At 56.5% G+C, this 19,285-nt stretch carries 9 protein-coding genes; 4 read left to right on the forward strand and 5 right to left on the reverse strand.

What is annotated here, in order from left to right; all coding sequences use genetic code 11:
• The first annotated feature begins 14 nt into the window (after positions 1-14).
• Positions 15-8,600: a GH36-type glycosyl hydrolase domain-containing protein gene (locus tag NIM72_RS09450; RefSeq protein WP_371876286.1), complete on the forward strand. Its 8,586-nt coding sequence runs from the start codon at positions 15-17 to the stop codon at positions 8,598-8,600.
• Positions 8,601-8,825: 225 nt separating this feature from the next.
• Entirely contained in the window at positions 8,826-9,923 is a 1,098-nt protein-coding gene (ddlA, locus tag NIM72_RS09455; protein ID WP_161735328.1) for a D-alanine--D-alanine ligase, read from the forward strand.
• Positions 9,924-9,943: 20 nt separating this feature from the next.
• On the opposite strand, the gene NIM72_RS09460 is transcribed toward ddlA, so the two are convergent.
• The 4 genes from NIM72_RS09460 to NIM72_RS09475 all read right to left on the reverse strand — a co-directional run bounded on the left by NIM72_RS09460 (position 9,944) and on the right by NIM72_RS09475 (position 15,131).
• Positions 9,944-11,365 carry a diguanylate cyclase gene (locus NIM72_RS09460; RefSeq protein ID WP_161735330.1) on the reverse strand — a complete coding sequence of 474 codons (1,422 nt, stop codon included), beginning with the start codon at positions 11,363-11,365 and terminating at the stop codon, positions 9,944-9,946.
• Between the two features lie 269 nt (positions 11,366-11,634).
• Positions 11,635-13,110 (reverse strand): SulP family inorganic anion transporter, encoded by a 1,476-nt coding sequence (locus NIM72_RS09465; protein WP_161735332.1) that lies wholly within the window; start codon positions 13,108-13,110, stop codon positions 11,635-11,637.
• Positions 13,107-13,742, reverse strand: coding sequence for a carbonic anhydrase (locus NIM72_RS09470; protein WP_161735333.1), 636 nt, complete (start codon positions 13,740-13,742; stop codon positions 13,107-13,109). The genes NIM72_RS09465 and NIM72_RS09470 overlap by 4 nt, the downstream gene beginning before the upstream one ends.
• Before the next feature lie 579 nt (positions 13,743-14,321).
• Positions 14,322-15,131 (reverse strand): 5'-nucleotidase, lipoprotein e(P4) family, encoded by an 810-nt coding sequence (locus tag NIM72_RS09475; protein ID WP_161735391.1) that lies wholly within the window; start codon positions 15,129-15,131, stop codon positions 14,322-14,324.
• Between the two features lie 106 nt (positions 15,132-15,237).
• Here NIM72_RS09475 and NIM72_RS09480 point away from each other — a divergent pair, with 106 nt between their 5' ends.
• Together NIM72_RS09480 and NIM72_RS09485 are read left to right on the forward strand one after the other, a co-directional pair.
• Positions 15,238-15,945 (forward strand): polyphenol oxidase family protein, encoded by a 708-nt coding sequence (locus tag NIM72_RS09480; RefSeq protein WP_222924959.1) that lies wholly within the window; start codon positions 15,238-15,240, stop codon positions 15,943-15,945.
• Positions 15,946-16,138: 193 nt separating this feature from the next.
• Positions 16,139-18,157, forward strand: a complete 2,019-nt coding sequence (locus NIM72_RS09485; protein ID WP_253420090.1) for an NADPH-dependent 2,4-dienoyl-CoA reductase — start codon at positions 16,139-16,141, stop codon at positions 18,155-18,157.
• Here the strand turns inward: NIM72_RS09485 and rlmG are convergent, their stop codons facing one another.
• Positions 18,158-19,276, reverse strand: coding sequence for a 23S rRNA (guanine(1835)-N(2))-methyltransferase RlmG (gene rlmG, locus NIM72_RS09490; RefSeq protein ID WP_222924957.1), 1,119 nt, complete (start codon positions 19,274-19,276; stop codon positions 18,158-18,160). It lies immediately after the preceding gene.
• Between the last annotated feature and the right edge of the window lie 9 nt (positions 19,277-19,285).

Genomic DNA, 19,285 nt, shown 5'->3' on the forward strand with positions numbered 1-19,285 from the left:
GCAAGGAAATGAGTGTGAAAATAAAACTGACGACGTGGTTCAGCCGGGAAAGTGAATTATCCGATGAGCATTTTCCTTTGTTCCCGACAGAAGGTATTTATCAGGCCCATCGGCCAGATGTTTTTTCGGCTGAACAAATGGATAACTACGGCGAAAAATTAGCGAAAACGCATAATCTGTCGGGTGGGAAATGGTCCTACCGACTGTTGCAGCAGCTGGCAGATAATGAACAGTCATTGACGCGCAGCGCAGAAATCCTGAGTGAAGGCGATAAGCGCAGCCAGACACCAGCGGCCGTCTGGATACTCGATAATTTTTACATCATTGAAGAGCAGATCCGCCTGGTCCGGCACCTGTTACCGGCCAAATTCGGTAAAGGATTGCCCATGCTGGAGGAGTCGGCCCATTACCTTCGCATCCAGGCTATCGCCGAGGAGATGATTAAGCACAGTGATGGCCGCCTGGAAACCAGCGTTCTACATCCTTTTATCGCTGCCTACCAGCGTGTTACGCCCCTGCTGCTCGGCGAACTGTGGGCCCTGCCTGCCATGTTACGTTTTGCGCTTATCAACAATCTGTCCCGGATTGCGGATGACGTGGCCAGGGTACATCAGGAACGTAATAAAGCGGAGCAGTGGATCAGCGATATCCTATCCACTGCCGCCGAAGATGCGTCAAAAGTTATTCTGGTCATCGCTGATATGGCCCGCCAGAACCCGCAGGTTTCCGGCGCTTTCGTCGCTGAACTTGAACGGCGATTAAGTGGCCAGAACAATACCCTGGCGTTAACCTGGGTTGAACAACAGCTGGAAATTACCGGCCGGAAAACCTCGGAAGTCATTGAGCAGTTCAACCGGCAGCTGGCCCTGAGTCAGCTCTCTGTCAGCAACACTATTACCGGCCTGCGGCAACTCGGCGAAATTGACTGGCAGGCCTTTGTCGAATCCGTCAGCCTGGTTGAGAAAGTCCTGCAGCAGGATCCCACCGGGACATACCCGCTGATGCATTTTGACAGTCGTGATGACTACCGCCATGTGATTGAACGTCTGGCACGACACAGTCGGTTTGATGAACGTGAAGTCGCCCAGGCTGTGCTGACGCTGGCCAGCCAGCCTGATCTTCCCCTGCGTCAGCAGCATGTCGGCTATTACCTGCTGGATAAAGGATTTCAGCAACTGGAACAGCAGCTTGACGTTAAGGTGACGTGGCTGAACAAGAGCCGGCAGCATCTGAGCCAGACTCCTTTACTCTCCTGGTTAGGCAGCCTTTTACTGCTGACAACCGCGTTTACCGCCGAGATGCTCTACAGCACCCATCAGGCGGGCATGGCATCTTTACTGTGGTTGCTGGTGCTGCCCGCCATCATTGTCAGCAGCCAGTTAGCCTTACAGTTGCTGAGTGAGTTAACCACCCGCAGCCGCCATCCCCTTCCCCTGCCACGACTCGATTATGCTCAGGCGATACCAGAGCATGACCGTACACTGGTGGTTATCCCCTGTTTGCTCAGCAGCAATGAGGGCACAGACGCCCTGTTGCGCTCTCTGGAAATCTGCTATCTCGGTAACGCCTTGGCGAATATCAGTTTTGCGTTACTGACCGACTTTACCGATAGCGCCGAACAGGACCATCATCATGACGCCGCGCTTATCCGTTACGCCGTGCTGAAAACGGAAGCCCTGAATCGGCGCTACAGCGGGGGTAAATCGGACATTGCGCTATTCTCCCTGTTACACCGTGACCGCACCCATAATATTTCTCAGGGCGTCTGGATGGGGTATGAACGCAAGCGCGGTAAGATCCATGCCCTGAATCGCTGGCTTCAGGGTGAAGAAAACGCCTTCAGCGTCACGGTAGGTGCCACGCAGACGCAACTGCACAGCGTTAAATATGTGATTACTCTCGACAGCGACACAATACTGCCGCGTGAGACAGCGCATAAGCTGATTGGCGTCATGGCCCACCCGCTCAATGCGCCGGTGTTCGACGATGTCAAAAATCGGGTAGTTGAAGGCTATGCCATCCTGCAGCCTCGTCTGGCTGAAGAGATACCAGTTAACGGTCAGAGCCGCTATGCCCGGCTGTGCAGCAGCACTCCGGGGAATGATGCTTACTCCTCACTCTCATCCGATATTTATCAGGATCTGTTTGGTGAAGGCTCATTTGTCGGCAAGGGTATTTACGATGTCGCTGTCTTTAGCCGGGCGATACGCAATACCTGTCCGGAAAATCTGGTGCTGAGCCATGACCTGCTGGAGGGATGCTATGCCCGCTCCGGTGTGGTCAGTAACGTCGTCCTGTATGAACAATATCCGGATAGTTACCTGAGTGATGTTGCCCGACGATTTCGCTGGGTGCGGGGCGACTGGCAGCTCCTGAACTGGCTACGGCTGCAGGTGCGGCAGGAAGATTGCAGCCGTCAAAAAAACCCACTCAGTGCGCTTTCCCGCTGGAAATTAACAGACAATCTGCGCCGCAGCCTGGTAGCACCTGCCCTGCTGATGCTGGTGTTTATGCTGTGCACGATAGTACCAAACCCAATATTCTGGGTCGGATGCATCATGCTCTTTCTGCTGCTTCCGGGACTGCCAGCGTTGGTGATCGATGGGGTGACGAAAAGTAAAACGCGTACCTGGCGACAGCATTTATCCATGCTGGTCACCGATGCCTTTAACCGCCTCTCCCGCGCTGGCCTGGCGCTGGCCATCCTGCCTCACGAGAGTTACTGGTCGCTGAAGGCGATTATCGTGACCTTATGGCGCCTGACTATCAGCCATCGCTACCTGAACGAGTGGAAAAGCGCTTCATCACAGAAACCTGTCGAGCCTGATGTGCGCCACTTCTACCGCTGCATGTGGATTAATCCGGTAGCAGGCGCGGTTCTGGTATTCCTGACCAGCCTGAGCATGCCGTCGATGACGCATGTTGCACTGGCGCTCGCTTTATTGTGGGCGGTCGCCCCCGCGTTACTGAGCCGCATGAGCCAGCCTAAACGCGCTCAGCCAGGCAGCCTTTCAGCGGAACAGCGCATCTTTTTGCGTCGCACCGCGCGTAAAACCTGGGCCTGGTTTAACGAATTTGCCAGCAGTGACAACAACCATTTGCCGCCGGATAACCTGCAGGAGATTCCGGAGTCGCGGGTGGCCCACCGGACGTCACCGACCAACATTGGCCTGTCGCTGCTGGCAAACCTGACGGCCTGGGATTTTGGTTATATCAGCCAGAATCGGGTCATCAGCCGGACGCTCGACACCCTCGATACTCTTGACCGAATGGAGCATTTCAGAGGACATCTTTATAACTGGTATGACACCCAGACGTTAAAACCGCTGAACCCACGCTACGTCTCAACGGTAGACAGCGGTAATATGGCGGCTCACCTTGTAACCCTTCAGGCTGGCCTGGCGCAGTGGAAATACCAGCCGGTGATGTCTCTTCCCTGTATCCTGGAAGGTCTCTCCGATACCTTCTCACTGCTTAAAGACCAACTGAGCGACACCCGCAGCGACATTGTGGAAAAAATCGATGCGCAATTAAGCCTGATACAGCACGCTTCGCCCGCCGATTTTCACGCCGGGATGCAGGCTCTGCTGGCGTTAAGCGTGGTGGCAGAACAGACTTATCTTCCGACAACACGGGTAAACTGGCCGGCGCTTTTCCACCAGCAGCTGGTCGATTTTACTCAGGAGTGGTCCCTCCTTTTCAGCTGGGTTAGCCCGGATGCGCCACTGCCTGCCGACATTCCGTCATTGCTGTGGCTCGCTGAGTTGAACCTGAACCGCCCCGGACTCCCGGAAAAACAGGCAGAGGCGGTGATATGGGCCGCCCGCGAACGTATGGCTGCCCTGCTGGAGCTGGACAGCCGCCTTAACGATCACGCCAGTATGGACTTCCGCTTTCTCTATTATCCAGCCACGTCTTTACTCAGCGTGGGCTATAACATGGACAGCGGTCTGCTGGACGCCAGCAAATATGACCTTTTCCCTTCAGAAGTCCGCCTGACGCACTACTTTGCTATCTCCACCAGTCAGCTTCCGGCTAAGAGCTGGTTTGTGCTGGGTCGCTTATTTACTCAGCTGAATAACCAGCCCGCCGTGATGTCATGGAGCGGCTCAATGTTTGAATACCTGATGCCGCACCTGGTCATGCCGGTTTACCCCGACACGCTACTGGAAAAGATGGCGTTATCGGCGGTCAGGCAACAGATTGCCTCGGGTAACAGCACCGATACGCCCTGGGGCGTTTCGGAATCGGGTTACGCTGCGTTTGACGTCAATCATAACTACCAGTATCGGGCATTTGGCACGCCAGAACTGGGTCTGAAACGCGGCCTGAATGACAATCATGTTGTTGCGCCCTATGCGACGCTGCTGGCGCTGATGGTGCTGCCGCAGGAGGCGACGGCTAATCTGATAAGACTTAAAAAAATGGGTGCCAGCGGTGACTACGGTTATTACGAAGCGCTGGATTTCACCGCGGACCGACTGGCTCCCGGTCAGCCATTTTCGATCGTCAAATCGTATATGGCCCATCATCAGGCGATGGGATTGCTTGCACTCTCTCACCAGCTGCTGGATGCGCCAATGGTCGCGCGCTTTATGTCCAGCGCACTGTTTCAGTCTTCGCGTTTGCTGCTTCAGGAAAAAGTGCCTGATGATATTGAGCTCTATACCCCACGCCGCAGTTTTGTCGAAAACAGTGACCCTAAACAGCAGCGCAGCATTACCGACCAGCGAGAATTCAGTGGTTCAGATCCGCACCAGCCACAACTGCAGCTGCTTTCAAACGCAGATTATCACCTGATGGTGACGCACGCGGGGACGGGCTACAGCCAGTGGAAGGGGCTGGCACTCACCCGCTGGCGTGCGGATAGCACCAGCAACAACTACGGAACGTTCTGCTACGTTACCGATCAGCAATCCGCCGAAGTGATTGCTCACAGCTATCAGCCGACCTGCTGCGAGCGTCCGCATTATAAAACCCGTTTTACTGATGCCGGGATTGAGTTTGACGCTTCAGGCACCACCTTCAGCATTCACACGCATATCGTGGTCTCCCCGGAAGATGATGTGGAGATCAGACGCATCACGGTCACTAACCGTTCCCGTCAGACCCGCCCGTTCGATATCACCAGCTACACCGAAGTGGTACTGGCACCAGCAGCCAGCGATATGGCCCACCCTGCGTTCAGTAATCTGTTCGTCCAGACTGAGATCGTTGACAGGCTGGAAGCGATCCTGGCTCACCGACGGCCACGTGAAGAGAAAGAAGTGACGGCATGGATGTTTCACGCGATGGCGATACATGGCAATACCGGCCGCCAGACCTCTTTTGAAACCGACCGGGCTGGTTTTCTCGGGCGTGGCAGGATACCAGCCGATGCTCAGGCGCTGATGCCGGGCAGTGAATTAACGGGTCAGCAGGGAGCGGTGTTAGATCCCGTGTTATCAATTCGCCAGTCAGTGACGTTAAAAGCGGGAGAGGCCGTCACCATCGATATGCTTTACGGTGTGACACTTCAGCGTGAAACAACTATTGCGCTGATTGAGAAGTACCGTAACCACATTAGCGCCGATCGGGTGTTTGAACTGGCGTGGTCCCACAGTCAGGTCGCCTTGCGTCAGTTGAATATCCGCACCGAAGATACCAGTCTGTTTAATCAGCTGGCCAGTGCCGTACTGTTTTCCAGCGCCGAAATGCGTGGCGAATCAGACGCGCTGATGCAGAACCGGCTGGGCCAGGAGTCATTGTGGCGTCATGCGATTTCGGGTGATCTGCCGATTCTTCTGGTTCGGATAGAAAACATTAATCAGCTCGACCTGGTCACCACCCTCATTCAGGCGCATCAGTACTGGCGACAAAAAGGGCTGATGGTCGATCTGCTCATCCTGAACAGCGACCAGGGCGGCTACCAGCAGAATCTGTTCAATCAGCTCACGACTCTGATCCCTGCCGGAGACGAACGACAGCAGGCAGACAAACCTGGCGGCATCTTTATCCGCAAAAGCGAAAGTTTTTCCGCTGACGATCTGCAATTGTTGCTGAGCGTCGCGGCGGTCGTGCTGGAAGGCCGAAACGGCAGCCTCGCCGATCAACTCAGCACGCTGTTAAAACCGGTGCGCACCCCGCCTGCTTTTGCGTTTCCATCGGTCAGTAAGACGCCGCAGCCTGCAGCCGTCACCTTTTCGCCGGAGCGGTTGCAGTTTTTTAATGGCACCGGTGGCTTCAACGAGGACGGCAGCGAATATCACATCATTCTTTCCGGCCAGCAACAGACATCTGCGCCGTGGTGCAATGTGCTGGCCAACAGCCAGTCTGGCACCGTCATTTCCGAGAGTGGCCAGGGCTATAGCTGGTATGAAAACGCGCATGAATATCGCCTGACGCCCTGGCATAATGACCCCGTCAGTGACAGCTCTGGCGAAGCGCTTTATCTGCGTGATGAAGAGACGGGTGATGTCTGGTCGCCCACGCCGCTTCCGGTTCGCGGCAAGGGGGATTATCTGACCCGTCATGGCTTCGGTTACAGCACGTTTGAACACACGGAGTATGGCATCAGCAGCACGCTGACGGTGTTCGTGGCAGAGGAGGCGCCGGTCAGACTTTCCCTGCTGACGCTGAGTAACCTCTCTGGCAAAACGCGTAATCTGTCGATTACCGGATACGTCGAATGGGTTCTGGGTGAGCTGGCGAGCCGCTCCGCAAGGCATGTGGTGACGTCCCCTGCCGCTATTGCCACAGGCAGCGCGGTTCTGGCCAGAAACTTTTATAACAGCACGGGCTCTGCGCGGACCGCTTTTTTTGCCGTCACAGGAACCCGGATTGCGCACAGCGGCAACCGGCTTGAGTGTCTGGGTCGTAACGGCACCACACGGCAGCCCGCGATGATGAATGTTCGTGGTCTGTCAGGTAACACCGGGGCAGGAATGGATCCCTGCGCCGCGCTGCAAACGCTGACGACACTGATTGACGGCGACAGCCGCAGTTTTGTTTTTGCCCTCGGCGTCGGGGAAGATGAGGGTGCAGTGACCGCGCTGATGCAGCAGTTCCTCTCCACCGGGGAGGCTCAGAACGAGCTGACCAGGGTTAAACAGCACTGGCACCAGCTACTGACTAAAGTGCAAATCCAGACACCGGCAACGGAGGTCGATTTACTGGCAAACGGCTGGCTGCTTTACCAGACGCTGGCCAGCCGTTTGCTGGCGCGCAGCGGATATTACCAATCCGGTGGTGCCTTTGGCTTCCGCGATCAGTTGCAGGATACGCTGGCGCTGACCCACGCAGCCCCGCAGCGGCTGCGCGATCAGCTGTTGTTGTGTGCATCCCGCCAGTTTATCGAGGGAGATGTACAGCACTGGTGGCATCCGCCTGCTGGCCGTGGCGTCAGAACCCGCTGCTCCGACGACTACCTGTGGTTGCCCTATGCGCTGTGCCGCTATGTGCAGGCAACCGATGATATTGCGCTGCTGTCACAGCCCGTCAGCTACCTTGAAGGTCGCCTGCTGGCAGAGGACGAAGAGTCTGTCTATGAGCTTCCGGGCGTCAGTAAGATTAATGAAACGCTATGGCTGCACTGCGTTCGCGCGATTAACCACGCCCTTAATTTCGGTCAGCACGGCCTCCCGCTGATGGGCTCCGGGGACTGGAACGATGGTATGAGTACCGTCGGGATTGCCGGCAAGGGTGAAAGCGTCTGGCTCGGCTTCTTCCTCTATACGGTTCTGGACCGCTTTGCCGCGCTGGCTGTGCGGTTCGGCGATACCGATACCGCCCGGCACTGTCAGGACAATGCGCAGGCGCTCAAAACCGCGCTTAACCATGCGGCCTGGGATGGTGAATGGTATCTGCGCGGCTTTTTTGACAGTGGTCAGACGCTCGGTTCACATGCTGACAGTGAGTGCCGGATAGACGCCATTGCCCAGAGCTGGTCGGTACTCTCTGGCGCAGGCGAGGACGCCAGATGCCGGTCAGCGATGGCGGCACTTTATCAGCATCTGGTTGATAAGGATAACCGGCTGATTAAATTGCTTACTCCGCCTTTCGATGGCGCAGGGCCAAATCCGGGCTACATTCGCGGTTATTTACCGGGCGTCAGGGAAAATGGCGGTCAGTACACCCATGGGGCTCTGTGGGCGATTATGGCCTTTGCGGCGATGGGTGAAACAGAGCGCGCCTGGTCCCTGCTCTCGATGATTAATCCGGTTAATCATAGTGGCAATCAACAGGATATGGCGATCTACAAAGCGGAACCTTATGTGATGGCTGCGGATGTGTATGCAGCCGAAGGCCACAGCGGGCGAGGCGGCTGGACCTGGTATACCGGTTCATCAGGCTGGGCCTATCAGCTTATCAGTGAGAGTCTGCTTGGGATAATCCGGCGCGGCAACGCGCTGTCTGTCCGGCCACAGCTTCCCGCTGAATGGTCAGAGATAAAAATTGTCTACCGTGAGGGGGAAGGGATCTACAACATCCGGGTTACTCGCGGTGGCAGCACCTATCAGCTGTGGCTGGATGGCAAACGGTGTGACGGCGACGAAATAGCGCTGGAAAGCCATAGCCAGGAACATCAGGTTGAAGTCTGGCTGGGCTCTGCGTCAGATTAAGTTAAACCAGACACCCCGCCTGCATCAGGTTAAAGAGGAGATTAAGTGGCCTTTGCGAGCGGGCCGTTGAGCTGCCACCCGCGCCGCTACGGGCAGCTCAACGACAGCGATCGGGTGAATGGCGAGGGTTAATCGCCTGCTCACAATTATCTCTCGCCCCACCCTGTTTTCCCGCGCAAACCCCATGCTATCTTGTGGTTTTGATTTTTTCAGTGGGCAAAATTGATGACAAAGTTGCGGGTAGGGATCGTGTTTGGCGGCAAATCGGCTGAGCATGAGGTGTCGTTGCAGTCGGCCAAAAATATCCTTGAGGCGATCGACAAAACCAGGTTTGACGTGGTGTTGCTGGGCATCGATAAGCAGGGACACTGGCGTCTTAACGATGCGTCAAACTTCTTACTTAACGCAGAAAATCCGGCGCTAATCGCGCTGAATCACGCCGCTGAAGATGTGGCGCTGGTGCCCGGCACGACTCAGCAGCAGATCATCACCCGCCACAACGCCCATCCGCTGTCGCAGATCGACGTTATCTTCCCTATCGTGCACGGTACGCTGGGTGAAGATGGCTCTCTGCAGGGCCTGCTGCGCATGGCCTCGTTACCCTTCATCGGTTCCGACGTGCTGGGTTCTGCGGTCAGCATGGATAAGGATTTCACCAAACGCCTGCTGCGTGATGCCGGCCTCAACGTCGCGCCATGGCTGAGCATTACTCAGGCACAACGCGCCCTCCTGGATGCAGAGGCAGTCATTGCCCGCTTTGGCCTGCCGCTGTTTATCAAACCCGCCAACCAGGGGTCATCAGTCGGCGTCAGCAAAGTGGATAGCATGGAAGAATTTGATGCGGCGCTGGCGCTGGCCTTCTCTTTTGACCGCAAGGTGCTGATTGAACAGGGTATCAAAGGCCGGGAGATCGAGTGCGCGGTGCTCGGTAACGATGCGCCGGAAGCCAGCCCGTGTGGCGAAGTGGTGGTGCATGACGCTTTCTACTCTTATGACACTAAATATATCTCTGAAAGTGGTGCGCAGACGGTGGTTCCGGCAGCCATTGCAGCGGAAACCAGCGATGCAATCCGTGACGTCGCCATCAAAGCCTTCTCCGCGCTGGAGTGCTTTGGCATGGCGCGCGTCGATGTGTTCCTGACCGATGACGGCGAGATTATCGTCAATGAAGTGAATACCCTGCCCGGCTTCACCAATATCAGCATGTATCCGAAACTGTGGCAGGCGGCCGGACTCAGTTATCAGGATTTGATCAGCCGTCTGATCGACCTGGCGATTGAACGCCATCAGCAGGCCAGCACCCTGAAAAGCAGCGTCAGTTGATCGAACCCGGTGACGTGGCGTTATGCCACGTCGCTGGTAATCGTGCGGTAGTTAACCGGCGAAGTCTGATTACGGCCATTGCGCTTCGACAGATAGAGATTTTTATCCGCCGCAGAGATTAGCCGGTTGATCACGCGGTGCCATTCCGTCGCCTCATCGGCACTGCCATGGGCCAGCCCCAGGCTGACGGTCACCGTAGCCGTGCTACCCTGCAACCAGAACTTCTCTTTCGCCATCTTCTGCCGGATTGCCTCCGCCAGAAAATAGAGCTTTTCCGCATTCTGGTCGAACAGCACTACCACAAACTCCTCTCCGCCAAAGCGACAGATGCGCCCCGCTTTACCCACCACGCACTGCATCCGGCGGGCGATCTCTTCCAGCACGCTGTCACCCGCATCGTGACCAAAATTGTCATTGATGGCTTTGAAGTAATCAACATCAAGCAGGATCACGCCCACTTTGCGATCCGGAAAAATCGGCTCCGCACGCAGGCTTTCATATAAACCGGAACGTGACAGCAGGCGGGTCAGGAAATCGTAATTCGCGCGCAGCGCCAGACGCTGATTAAGCTGGCGGATTGCATCCATGCTTGCAGCCACGATCAGCGGACTAATTGCGATGGTTGCCACACCCAGTCGCGCAGAGGTCAGATGGCTGAGCGGCAACAGATTATCGTCGCCCTGAATGTTCATCACACCATGAGAGACCAGAATGATTTCAGTAATACCGGTCAGCAGGATCACCAGGCTGGTCAGCGGCATCGGCAACACAATAGCGCACCAGACCAGCGCCGGAACCGGCAGCGTCAGGCTGCCCGCGCCCCCCATCATTGCGCCGATCATCAGCGAAACCATCACGGCGATGACCGGTGCCAGCTTGCGGAACTGCAGAAACTGGCGGGGCGACAGCGACGACCAGTCGCGCGTCAGCAAAAAGGGCAGCAGCATCAGCCCGGTTGATAACTGCTCACTGAACCAGTCACCCCATGCCACCGCCAGTCCGGCATCAAAATCAGCCTGCTGTGCCAGCGCTCCCCAGCTGGCACAGGCCAGCGCGGCCAGCAGACAGGCAGGAAAAATACGCAGCACACTGGTAATACGCTCGCTGCCGGAGTCATGCTGAAGATGCTTTACCAGCAGCGTGGCGGCCACCAGCACAAACAGAATATTCGCCAGGTTGAGGGTAAATGCAGAAAGCGCCCAGCCGGAAAATACGGTGTCGTTAAACACCATCGCGGCAAAGATGGCCAGGTAAGAGCGGGTCTGATGCAGAAAAGGATTACGGACGATAACGCCAGTGACGATCGCGTTGACCGGCCAGAAAAGAGACAGCTCCTGGGGGAAACGCAGGTGTCCGCCGATAAAGCAAAACAGCAGCGTGATTAAAAACAGCAAAAATGCGTTCTTCTTAGCGTTGTGCTCTTCAAACAGCTGTATACGCATACATCCGGACCTTGTCGCAGAGAGGCTGGCTGTCCACGCCAGCCTGAACAGGCGCGTGGTGTCAGAATGATTAAATCCTGAATACCCTCAATCTCATCCGGCGATAAAGCCTCATTTCGTGGGATGATTCAGGAAAGTTATCCTGCAGTGGCTAACCCCATCCGATGACAGCAGAAATTGGGAACTTATTATGCCTCGCAAATAAAAAAATCGGATATCCGAGATATCCGATTTTTTCCTTTTAAACCCCTTTACCGTTGCGCTAAGCGCTATTTTACCGCAACCGGCCACTGACTCAGGCGAATGCCGCGTTTATCGGCGTTATCACCAAAATCTTTCAGCACCGCTTTAACGTCCGGATCGATATATTCCGCATTGTCGTTATCGACGATAACCACGCTGTTCTCCGGGATCTCATCCAGCAATCCCTGCAACTTTGGATTGTGCATAAAGGTCAGGTTCTGCTGGAAGCGCAGCACGTAATGGTCATCATAACGGGTAAGCTGCAACGCGTTGCGATGGCTCTTATAGATGCTGTAGAGGATTTGTGTGGCGATACCGATGCCAATACCAACCAGCATACCCAGCGTGATAATGCCGACGATGGTGGCCAGAAACGGCACGTACTGCTGTGCGCCCATCCGGAACTGCTCAACAAACAGTTTAGGTGTCGCCAGCTTATAACCGGTATAGAGCAGTACGGCAGCCAGGCTGGCCAGCGGAATGGCATTCAGCATCTCACTGAACCACATGCCACAAATCAGCAGCAGCACGCCGTGAATGAAGATCGAGAGCTTCGTCTGCGCGCCCGCACTGACGTTGACCGAGCTACGTACAATCACTGCCGTTATCGGCATCGCCCCAAGAAAACCCGCCGCCAGGTTACCGATACCCTGCGCGAACATCTCTTTATTGGGCGACGGCGCGGGCGTCTGAGGGCGCAGTTTTTTCAGCGCCTCCTGACTCAGCAGCGTTTCCAGACTGGCAACCAGTGCCAGAGTCACCGCCACTACCCAGACCTGCGGATTCTGCCAGGCCATCCAGTCGGGCGTTTCCAGTTCAGCCATCAGTGCGGAAACGCTGTCAAACGCAGGCAACGAAATGCGCGCCAGCCCCTGCGTCATTTCAGGGAAGAGCCGCCCTCCTGCTACCGTCGCCAGACAGCCGATCAGTACCGCAATCAGCGGGCCAGGGATCCAGGCGAGCGCTTTGATCCGTTTCACCGGCGCGGTCGTCCAGAGACAGAGAATGGCCAGGCCGACACCCGCCACCGCTATCGCTGGCAGCGAGAAAGTCATCTGGCCGGTCACCAGTGACACCAGCTCTGCATCACCAGCGGCGCCCAGCGCCACCGGAATCTGCTGCATAATCAGCAGCAGGCCAATCGCCGCCAGCATTCCTTTGATGACACTACCCGGCACCAGCGAAATAAACCGTCCGGCGCGCAGCAGGCCAAACAGGCATTGCAGTGCCCCGGCGATAATCAGCGCAGTGAGAAAAGCAGAGAAGCTGCCCAGTGAAGCCATCGAGGCGACGACAATAGTGACAAGCCCCGCCGCCGGGCCACTCACGGCAAACCGGGATGGGCTTAGTGACGTCACCACCAGACCGCCAATCACACCGGTCAGCAGACCGGCAAACGGAGGTAATCCGCTGGCCTGTGCGATGCCAAGGCAGAGCGGCAAGGCGACCAGGAAAACCACCAGACCCGCAGGAATATCGCGACGCAGGGTATCGAGGTTCATAATGAAGGCTCCTCTGCAGATTGATGAATCAGCTCTTTGAGATGGCCGGAGCGCAGGTCATAAACACAACCAAACACCTCCAGTTCCTGGCCCGATTGCCAGATTTGCCGGACCGGTTCAGATTTCACCAGCCGGGCGAATTGCGCCTTAACGTTTGCCTCAACCAGCCGATCGAGCTGTTCACCCGGCGGCGCGTCTGAGAGGGGAATGTCTGTCAGACCCGCCTGAATATCATCACGCAGGGTCTGAATGCGTCTCGCCAGTGCGCTCTCCTGACCGTCCAGCACACTGCCCGGCAGATTTTGCGCGGCTTCTACGCCGCCGCAGCCATAGTGACCACTTAATACAATGCGTTTAACGCCGAGAAAGAAGAGTGCGTATTGCAGCACGCTCAGTAAATTGTCATCGTCCTCAATCACCATGTTGGCGATATTGCGATGCACAAAGAGTTCGCCGGGATGGGAGCCGGTTAAGACTTCTGCCGGAACGCGACTATCAGAGCAGCCAATCCAGAGTGAGTGTGGCTTTTGCTGATGAAGGAATTTGTTAAAATAATCCGGATTACGCTGGCGGCGCTGTAAGGCCCAACTGCGATTTTTCGCTAATAAGGGTTTAAGTGTCGTCACAATCATCTTCTCTCTACTACCGGGATGTCGCATCCTGGCTAACCACAAAGTGTATCGGCTCACAAATAAAGCGTGAGCCGCCAGGTTAATAAGAACTGAGTCACAGAAAAAGGTTATAGACGCTAACTAATTTCAATGCACGCGTAATATTTCACAGCGATTTAACAATACCGCTATTGTCAACTAACAGTCAGTAAAGGTCAGGGTTAAGTAAATTTAATTCAGCAGCAGAAATGTGGGCAAATAAATCAACCGCCTTATTAATACAGTAAAATCAACCAGATAAAATAGTAATAAAAATAAACTAAAGTTACTGATGACAAATAAATACAATTAATAAATGAGGGGATATTCGCTGCCATACCAACCGGTGGGCTTTTTTCCAGGAATACTCTTAATTAAAAAATTAACCATTAGCACAATCCACCGGCTTAATTGCTGACAGCCAGTTAAATATGCCTGTAATAAGAGAAGAATGAAGCAAGAGATGATTAATTTAATTTGCATCAGAATAGTGACGGCAGTAAGTAAATCAGGACCAGTTCTGAACAGAGCCTGAACGAGCAGGCTCTTTTTCTTGACGAATTATTTACCGTTCCAGCTTTGCAGCCGTGATTCCCGCACCGACAACTGCTGCTCCGGTGTCAGTTTATTGTAGTTTTCCGCCATTCCGCTCTCCCAGTCGCCATAAAGTGGATTCGGCAGAACGATGAACTGCGTACCAAACTGCTTGTGGTTTAGACTCACAAAATCGCGACGCGTCTGATTACCCTTATGCCAGGTCGACCCACCAAAATCGTTGAGGTTGTCGCCGACATAGAGCACCACGTTGTAACCCGCGTTTTTGATGGCATCGAAACGCGCCTGCTTGTTGGAGCTGTCGGTATTCAGACGTACCGTTTTATCACTGACGTTCGGGAAGCCGAGCTGCTGCATATTGGCGACCGTGGCGGCGTAATCTTTCTGATCGCGGTTCGACACATAGAACAGCGTGCCGCCCTTCTCTGTCACATGACGCGCGAACTCGACCGCACCCGGCACTGCTTTCGCCTGACGCGCCTGCGTCCAGGCTGACCAGGTTTTGCTGCTGAACGGCTGGCCGTTCTTCGCCTGCCATGCACTGTAGGCGCTGTTATCCAGCATGGTTTCATCCAGATCGACAATCACCGCTTTGGGTTTGCCGGTCAGCGACGGTGCCTGATCAAACGCCATGCGCGCGGTATTGAACGCCTGCCAGGTCAGTGCCTGATATTCGCCTGACTGCTGGAACCAGTTTACCGCCAGCACCGATTGCTGCCCGAGCTGCTGTTGCGCGGTCTGATGTGTTGACGAGGCGCAGCCGGTCAGCAGCAGCGCGACCAGTCCGGATGCAGCGAGTTTTGCGGAGGTTTTCATCATTTCATCCTTAAGGTGAGAAAGGTCTGAGGAGAAGCTTCAAAAATGTAGCAGTTAACGTAAGCTGTGGGCAGCCTAACGCACGCTGTTATAACAGGAGATTCTTATGGCCGTGATCCCGCGCTCGCCGTTGCTCGATTCACTGGAGTGGCTCGATTATGCGTTTCAGCCCGCCGGTGAGCCGCCTCCCGCCGATGCCGCCTGGGGCCATCAGCGCCACAGCGCGACTGTGGTCACCGACATTGAGAACACCCCGCCGAAAAGCTGCGAGTCGGATGGCGTGATCGGTAGCGGAACACGCCCGGTGGCGGTTTATACCGCCGACTGCCTGCCGGTGCTGTTCGCCGACCGCAATAAACGAATCGTGGCGGCAGTTCATGCCGGACTTAAGGGAACACTGGCGGGCGTGCTGACCCGCGCCGTGGAAAAATTGGGCGAGCAGGGCTGCAACCCGCAGGACCTGGTGGTGGCGATTGGCCCGGCAATGGGGCCCTGCTGCTATGAGCTGGCTGAACCGCAGCTTGCAGAGATTGCGCAGAACCCGGCGTTTGCCAGCGGGCTGCGCTGGCACCGGAACCCGCCGGTCAATCCGCTGGCGCAACGTCCACAGGCTGCTGCCCGCCAGCAGGGCGTCTGGTTCGATCTGCCTGCGCTGGCAACGCATTTGCTGGTGCAGGCGGGTGTGCCGGTCGCGCAGATCGATAACGTGAACGTCTGCACCTACTGCATGGCGGAGAGCGGATCAAGCTACCGCTTTAATACTCATCATGGCAGCGGCTATCGCTCACGCTATTCGTGGATCCGACGGCGCTAAGCGTTTCAGAGTCAGAAACATTAAAGGCCACGGATAGTTGTGCTGCGTAAGGCACAACCTCCCTGCTCCCGCTCATCAGCACTTCCCCACCGATGTTTATGATTTCACTCACACCCTGACATTATTTCACTTTTTTTTAACGCAGAAGTGGCTAGAGTTAACTCATCCGACCACTTAACTGTGAGTGACTATCATGCCCGTCAATCCTGATTATCCTGCGCTGTTTACGCCGCTGAATCTTGGCTTTACCCAATTGAAAAACCGCTTTCTGATGGGGTCAATGCACACCGGTCTGGAGGAGCATCCGGATGGCGCAGCGCGGCTGGCGGCGTTCTACGGCGAGCGGGCGCGTGAAGGCGTTGCACTGATTGTCACCGGCGGCATTGCGCCTAATGCTCAGGGTGTCACCACCGCGCATGGCGCGATGCTTATCGACGAAGCGCAGTGCAGCTGGCATCGGCAGATCACGGAGGCGGTACATCAGCATCAGGGCAAAATCGCCCTGCAGATCCTGCATACTGGCCGTTACAGCTATCAGCCCGATCTGGTTGCGCCTTCGGCACGTCAGGCCCCGATTAACCCGTTCACGCCACAGGCGATGAGCGAGGCGGCGATTGAACAGACCATTGATGACTTTGCCCGCTGCGCCCGTCTGGCGCAGCGGGCGGGCTACGATGGCGTGGAGATCATGGGTTCCGAAGGCTACCTGATTAATCAGTTTCTGGTGAAGCACACCAATCAGCGAACCGACCGCTGGGGCGGCGACTTCCGCCAGCGGATGCAGTTCGCGCTGGCGATTACCCGCGCGGTTCGCGCCGCAACCGGCGATGCCTTTATCATCATCTTCCGGCTGTCGATGCTCGACCTGATCGAAGAAGGCAGCACGCTGGAGGAGACGCTGCTGCTGGCGGGCGAGCTGGAGCAGTGCGGCGTCACGCTGTTCAATACCGGCATTGGCTGGCACGAAGCGCGCATCCCGACCATCGCCACCTGCGTGCCGCGCGCGGCCTTTGCCTGGGTGACGCAGCGCCTGCGCGCCCATGTGTCAGTGCCGGTGATCGCCACCAATCGCATCAACCACCCCGCCGTTGCCGAAGAGCTGTTGCAGTCGGGCTGCGCCGATATGGTCTCGATGGCGCGCCCTTTCCTCGCCGACCCCGCCTTTGTCAGCAAAGCGCAGCGCGGCGAACCGGACAGCATCAACACCTGCATTGCCTGTAACCAGGCCTGTCTCGACCAGGTGTTTGCCGGGAAGATCACCTCCTGTCTGGTCAATCCGCGCGCCTGCCATGAGTCGCTGATGCCGGTTATCGTCAGCACCGCACCGCGCAGGCTGGCAGTAGTGGGTGCCGGTCCCGCCGGGATGGCGTTTGCGCTGCAGGCGGCACAGCGCGGCCATCAGGTGACACTCTATGAGGCCGCGCCGGAGATAGGCGGCCAGTTCAATATTGCCCGGCTGATCCCCGGCAAATCGGAGTTCAGCGAAACGCTGCGCTATTTCCGCAATCAGCTGGCGGCAGCGGGCGTGATGGTCAAAACCGGCTATCGGGTCACGGCGGATCAGCTGAGTGACGCCGATGAAGTGGTGCTGGCGACCGGCATTCAGCCCCGTACGCCTGATATTCCAGGCATCGATCACCCCAGCGTGCTGAGCTACCTTGAGGTGCTGCGTGATAAGCGCCCGGTGGGTAAACGGGTGGCGATTATCGGCGCGGGCGGGATTGGCTTTGATGTGGCGGAGTATCTGTCACAGCCTTCACATGATGAGGATCGGGCGGCGTTTTACGCCGAATGGGGCATCGACCACAGCCTGACGCAGCGCGGCGGCATCGTGAAACCTGAGCCGCCTGCCGCGTTACGGCAAATCTGGCTGCTGCAGCGCCGGACAGGGAAACCCGGCGCCGGGCTGGCAAAAACCACCGGCTGGATCCATCGCGCCAGCCTGCAGGCGCGCGGCGTGGACATGTGGGGCGGCGCGGAGTATCTGGCGATTGATGATAGCGGCCTGCACTTGCGGCGTAACGGCGAAACGCTGCTGCTGGCGATCGATAACGTGATTATCTGTGCCGGACAGGAGCCACAACGCGAACTGGAAGCCGCGCTGCGTGCAAAAGGACAGGTAGTGACGGTAATAGGCGGTGCAGACGTAGCGCAGGAGCTGGATGCGCGCCGCGCGATTGCGCAGGCAACGCAGCTGGCTTTAACGGTCTGACTAGCGCATTTTCACCGCGCGCAGCACCACAAACTTCTGGTTAGAGGCGATCAGCGTGCAGTTGCCGAACAGCTTCTTCAGTTTGTGGTGATAATCAAGGTGGCGGTTGCCGACAATACGCAACTCACCGCCATACTGAAGGCAGCGTTTCGCATCGCGGAACATCTGCCACGCCAGATGATCGGTGACAGCGTGCTGCTGATGGAACGGCGGGTTGCACAACACCGCGTGCAGCCGATCTGACGGATAGCCGCTCAGCACGTTGTTCACCAGGAACTGACAGCGCGACAGATCGTCAGGACGGTTCACTTCCACATTAAGCTGGCTGGAGGCGACCGCCATATAAGACTCATCAAGGAAATGCACTTCGGCCTGCGGATTCTGCTCCAGCGCCACCAGCCCTACCACGCCGTTGCCACAGCCCAGATCGACAATCTCACCTTCAATGTTTTCCGGCAGATGCTGCACGAACAGCCGTGCGCCGATATCCAGCGACGAGCGCGAGAAAACGTTGGCATAGTTGTGGATCTGATAAGAGGTGCCATCCAGCGGCCAGACCAGCGTCGGCGTCGCCTCACGCAGTGCAGGCTTGCTGAACTGGCTGAAAATCAGACGCGCTTTTTTCCACGCCAGTGAGGTTTTGGTTTCACCGATGATCTGTTCGAACAGCTGAAGGGTAGAGTTATGGATCTCTTTGGCGCGCGCCGCCGCCAGAATCACCGTATCGGGTGTGACCACTTCGCGAATGGCACGCAGCTGATGCTCCAGCAGCGCCAGCGTTTTCGGCACCTTAATCAGCACTGCCGCCGGAGCCGCCGGCAATTCCGCGAGGCTATCAACAAAGTGTACGTCGCTGTCATCCAGCCCATTAAAGGAAAGGTTCTGACGGGCGGCCTGCTGGCTGAGCCAGGAGTCGCTGACATGCCAGACGGTGCGTGGATTCAGGGCGCAGGTTAATGCCCCGAAACTGTCGTTGAAGACCAGCACCGGTCCTGCCGGCAGCGCCTGCTGTAAGAGATATTCATCAGCCGCATCCCAGGCTTGTAATGGACTTTCGTCACGCATCTGCGGGAAGCGATGCAGGATCAGTGTGCGATCGTTCAGTTCAAGTTGGCTCATGAATTCTCC

Origin of the sequence: Pantoea sp. B550, assembly GCF_024158165.1 — a bacterium.
Classification (GTDB): domain Bacteria; phylum Pseudomonadota; class Gammaproteobacteria; order Enterobacterales; family Enterobacteriaceae; genus Pantoea; species Pantoea alfalfae.

Excerpts from the sequence above, each read along its gene's own strand:
- NIM72_RS09465 (WP_161735332.1), bottom strand. The coding sequence starts at position 13,110 with ATGAACCTCGATACCCTGCGTCGCGATATTCCTGCGGGTCTGGTGGTT.
- rlmG (WP_222924957.1), bottom strand. The coding sequence starts at position 19,276 with ATGAGCCAACTTGAACTGAACGATCGCACACTGATCCTGCATCGCTTC.
- NIM72_RS09475 (WP_161735391.1), bottom strand. The coding sequence starts at position 15,131 with ATGAAAACCTCCGCAAAACTCGCTGCATCCGGACTGGTCGCGCTGCTG.
- NIM72_RS09460 (WP_161735330.1), bottom strand. The coding sequence starts at position 11,365 with ATGCGTATACAGCTGTTTGAAGAGCACAACGCTAAGAAGAACGCATTT.
- NIM72_RS09480 (WP_222924959.1), top strand. The coding sequence starts at position 15,238 with ATGGCCGTGATCCCGCGCTCGCCGTTGCTCGATTCACTGGAGTGGCTC.
- ddlA (WP_161735328.1), top strand. The coding sequence starts at position 8,826 with ATGACAAAGTTGCGGGTAGGGATCGTGTTTGGCGGCAAATCGGCTGAG.
- NIM72_RS09470 (WP_161735333.1), bottom strand. The coding sequence starts at position 13,742 with ATGATTGTGACGACACTTAAACCCTTATTAGCGAAAAATCGCAGTTGG.
- NIM72_RS09485 (WP_253420090.1), top strand. The coding sequence starts at position 16,139 with ATGCCCGTCAATCCTGATTATCCTGCGCTGTTTACGCCGCTGAATCTT.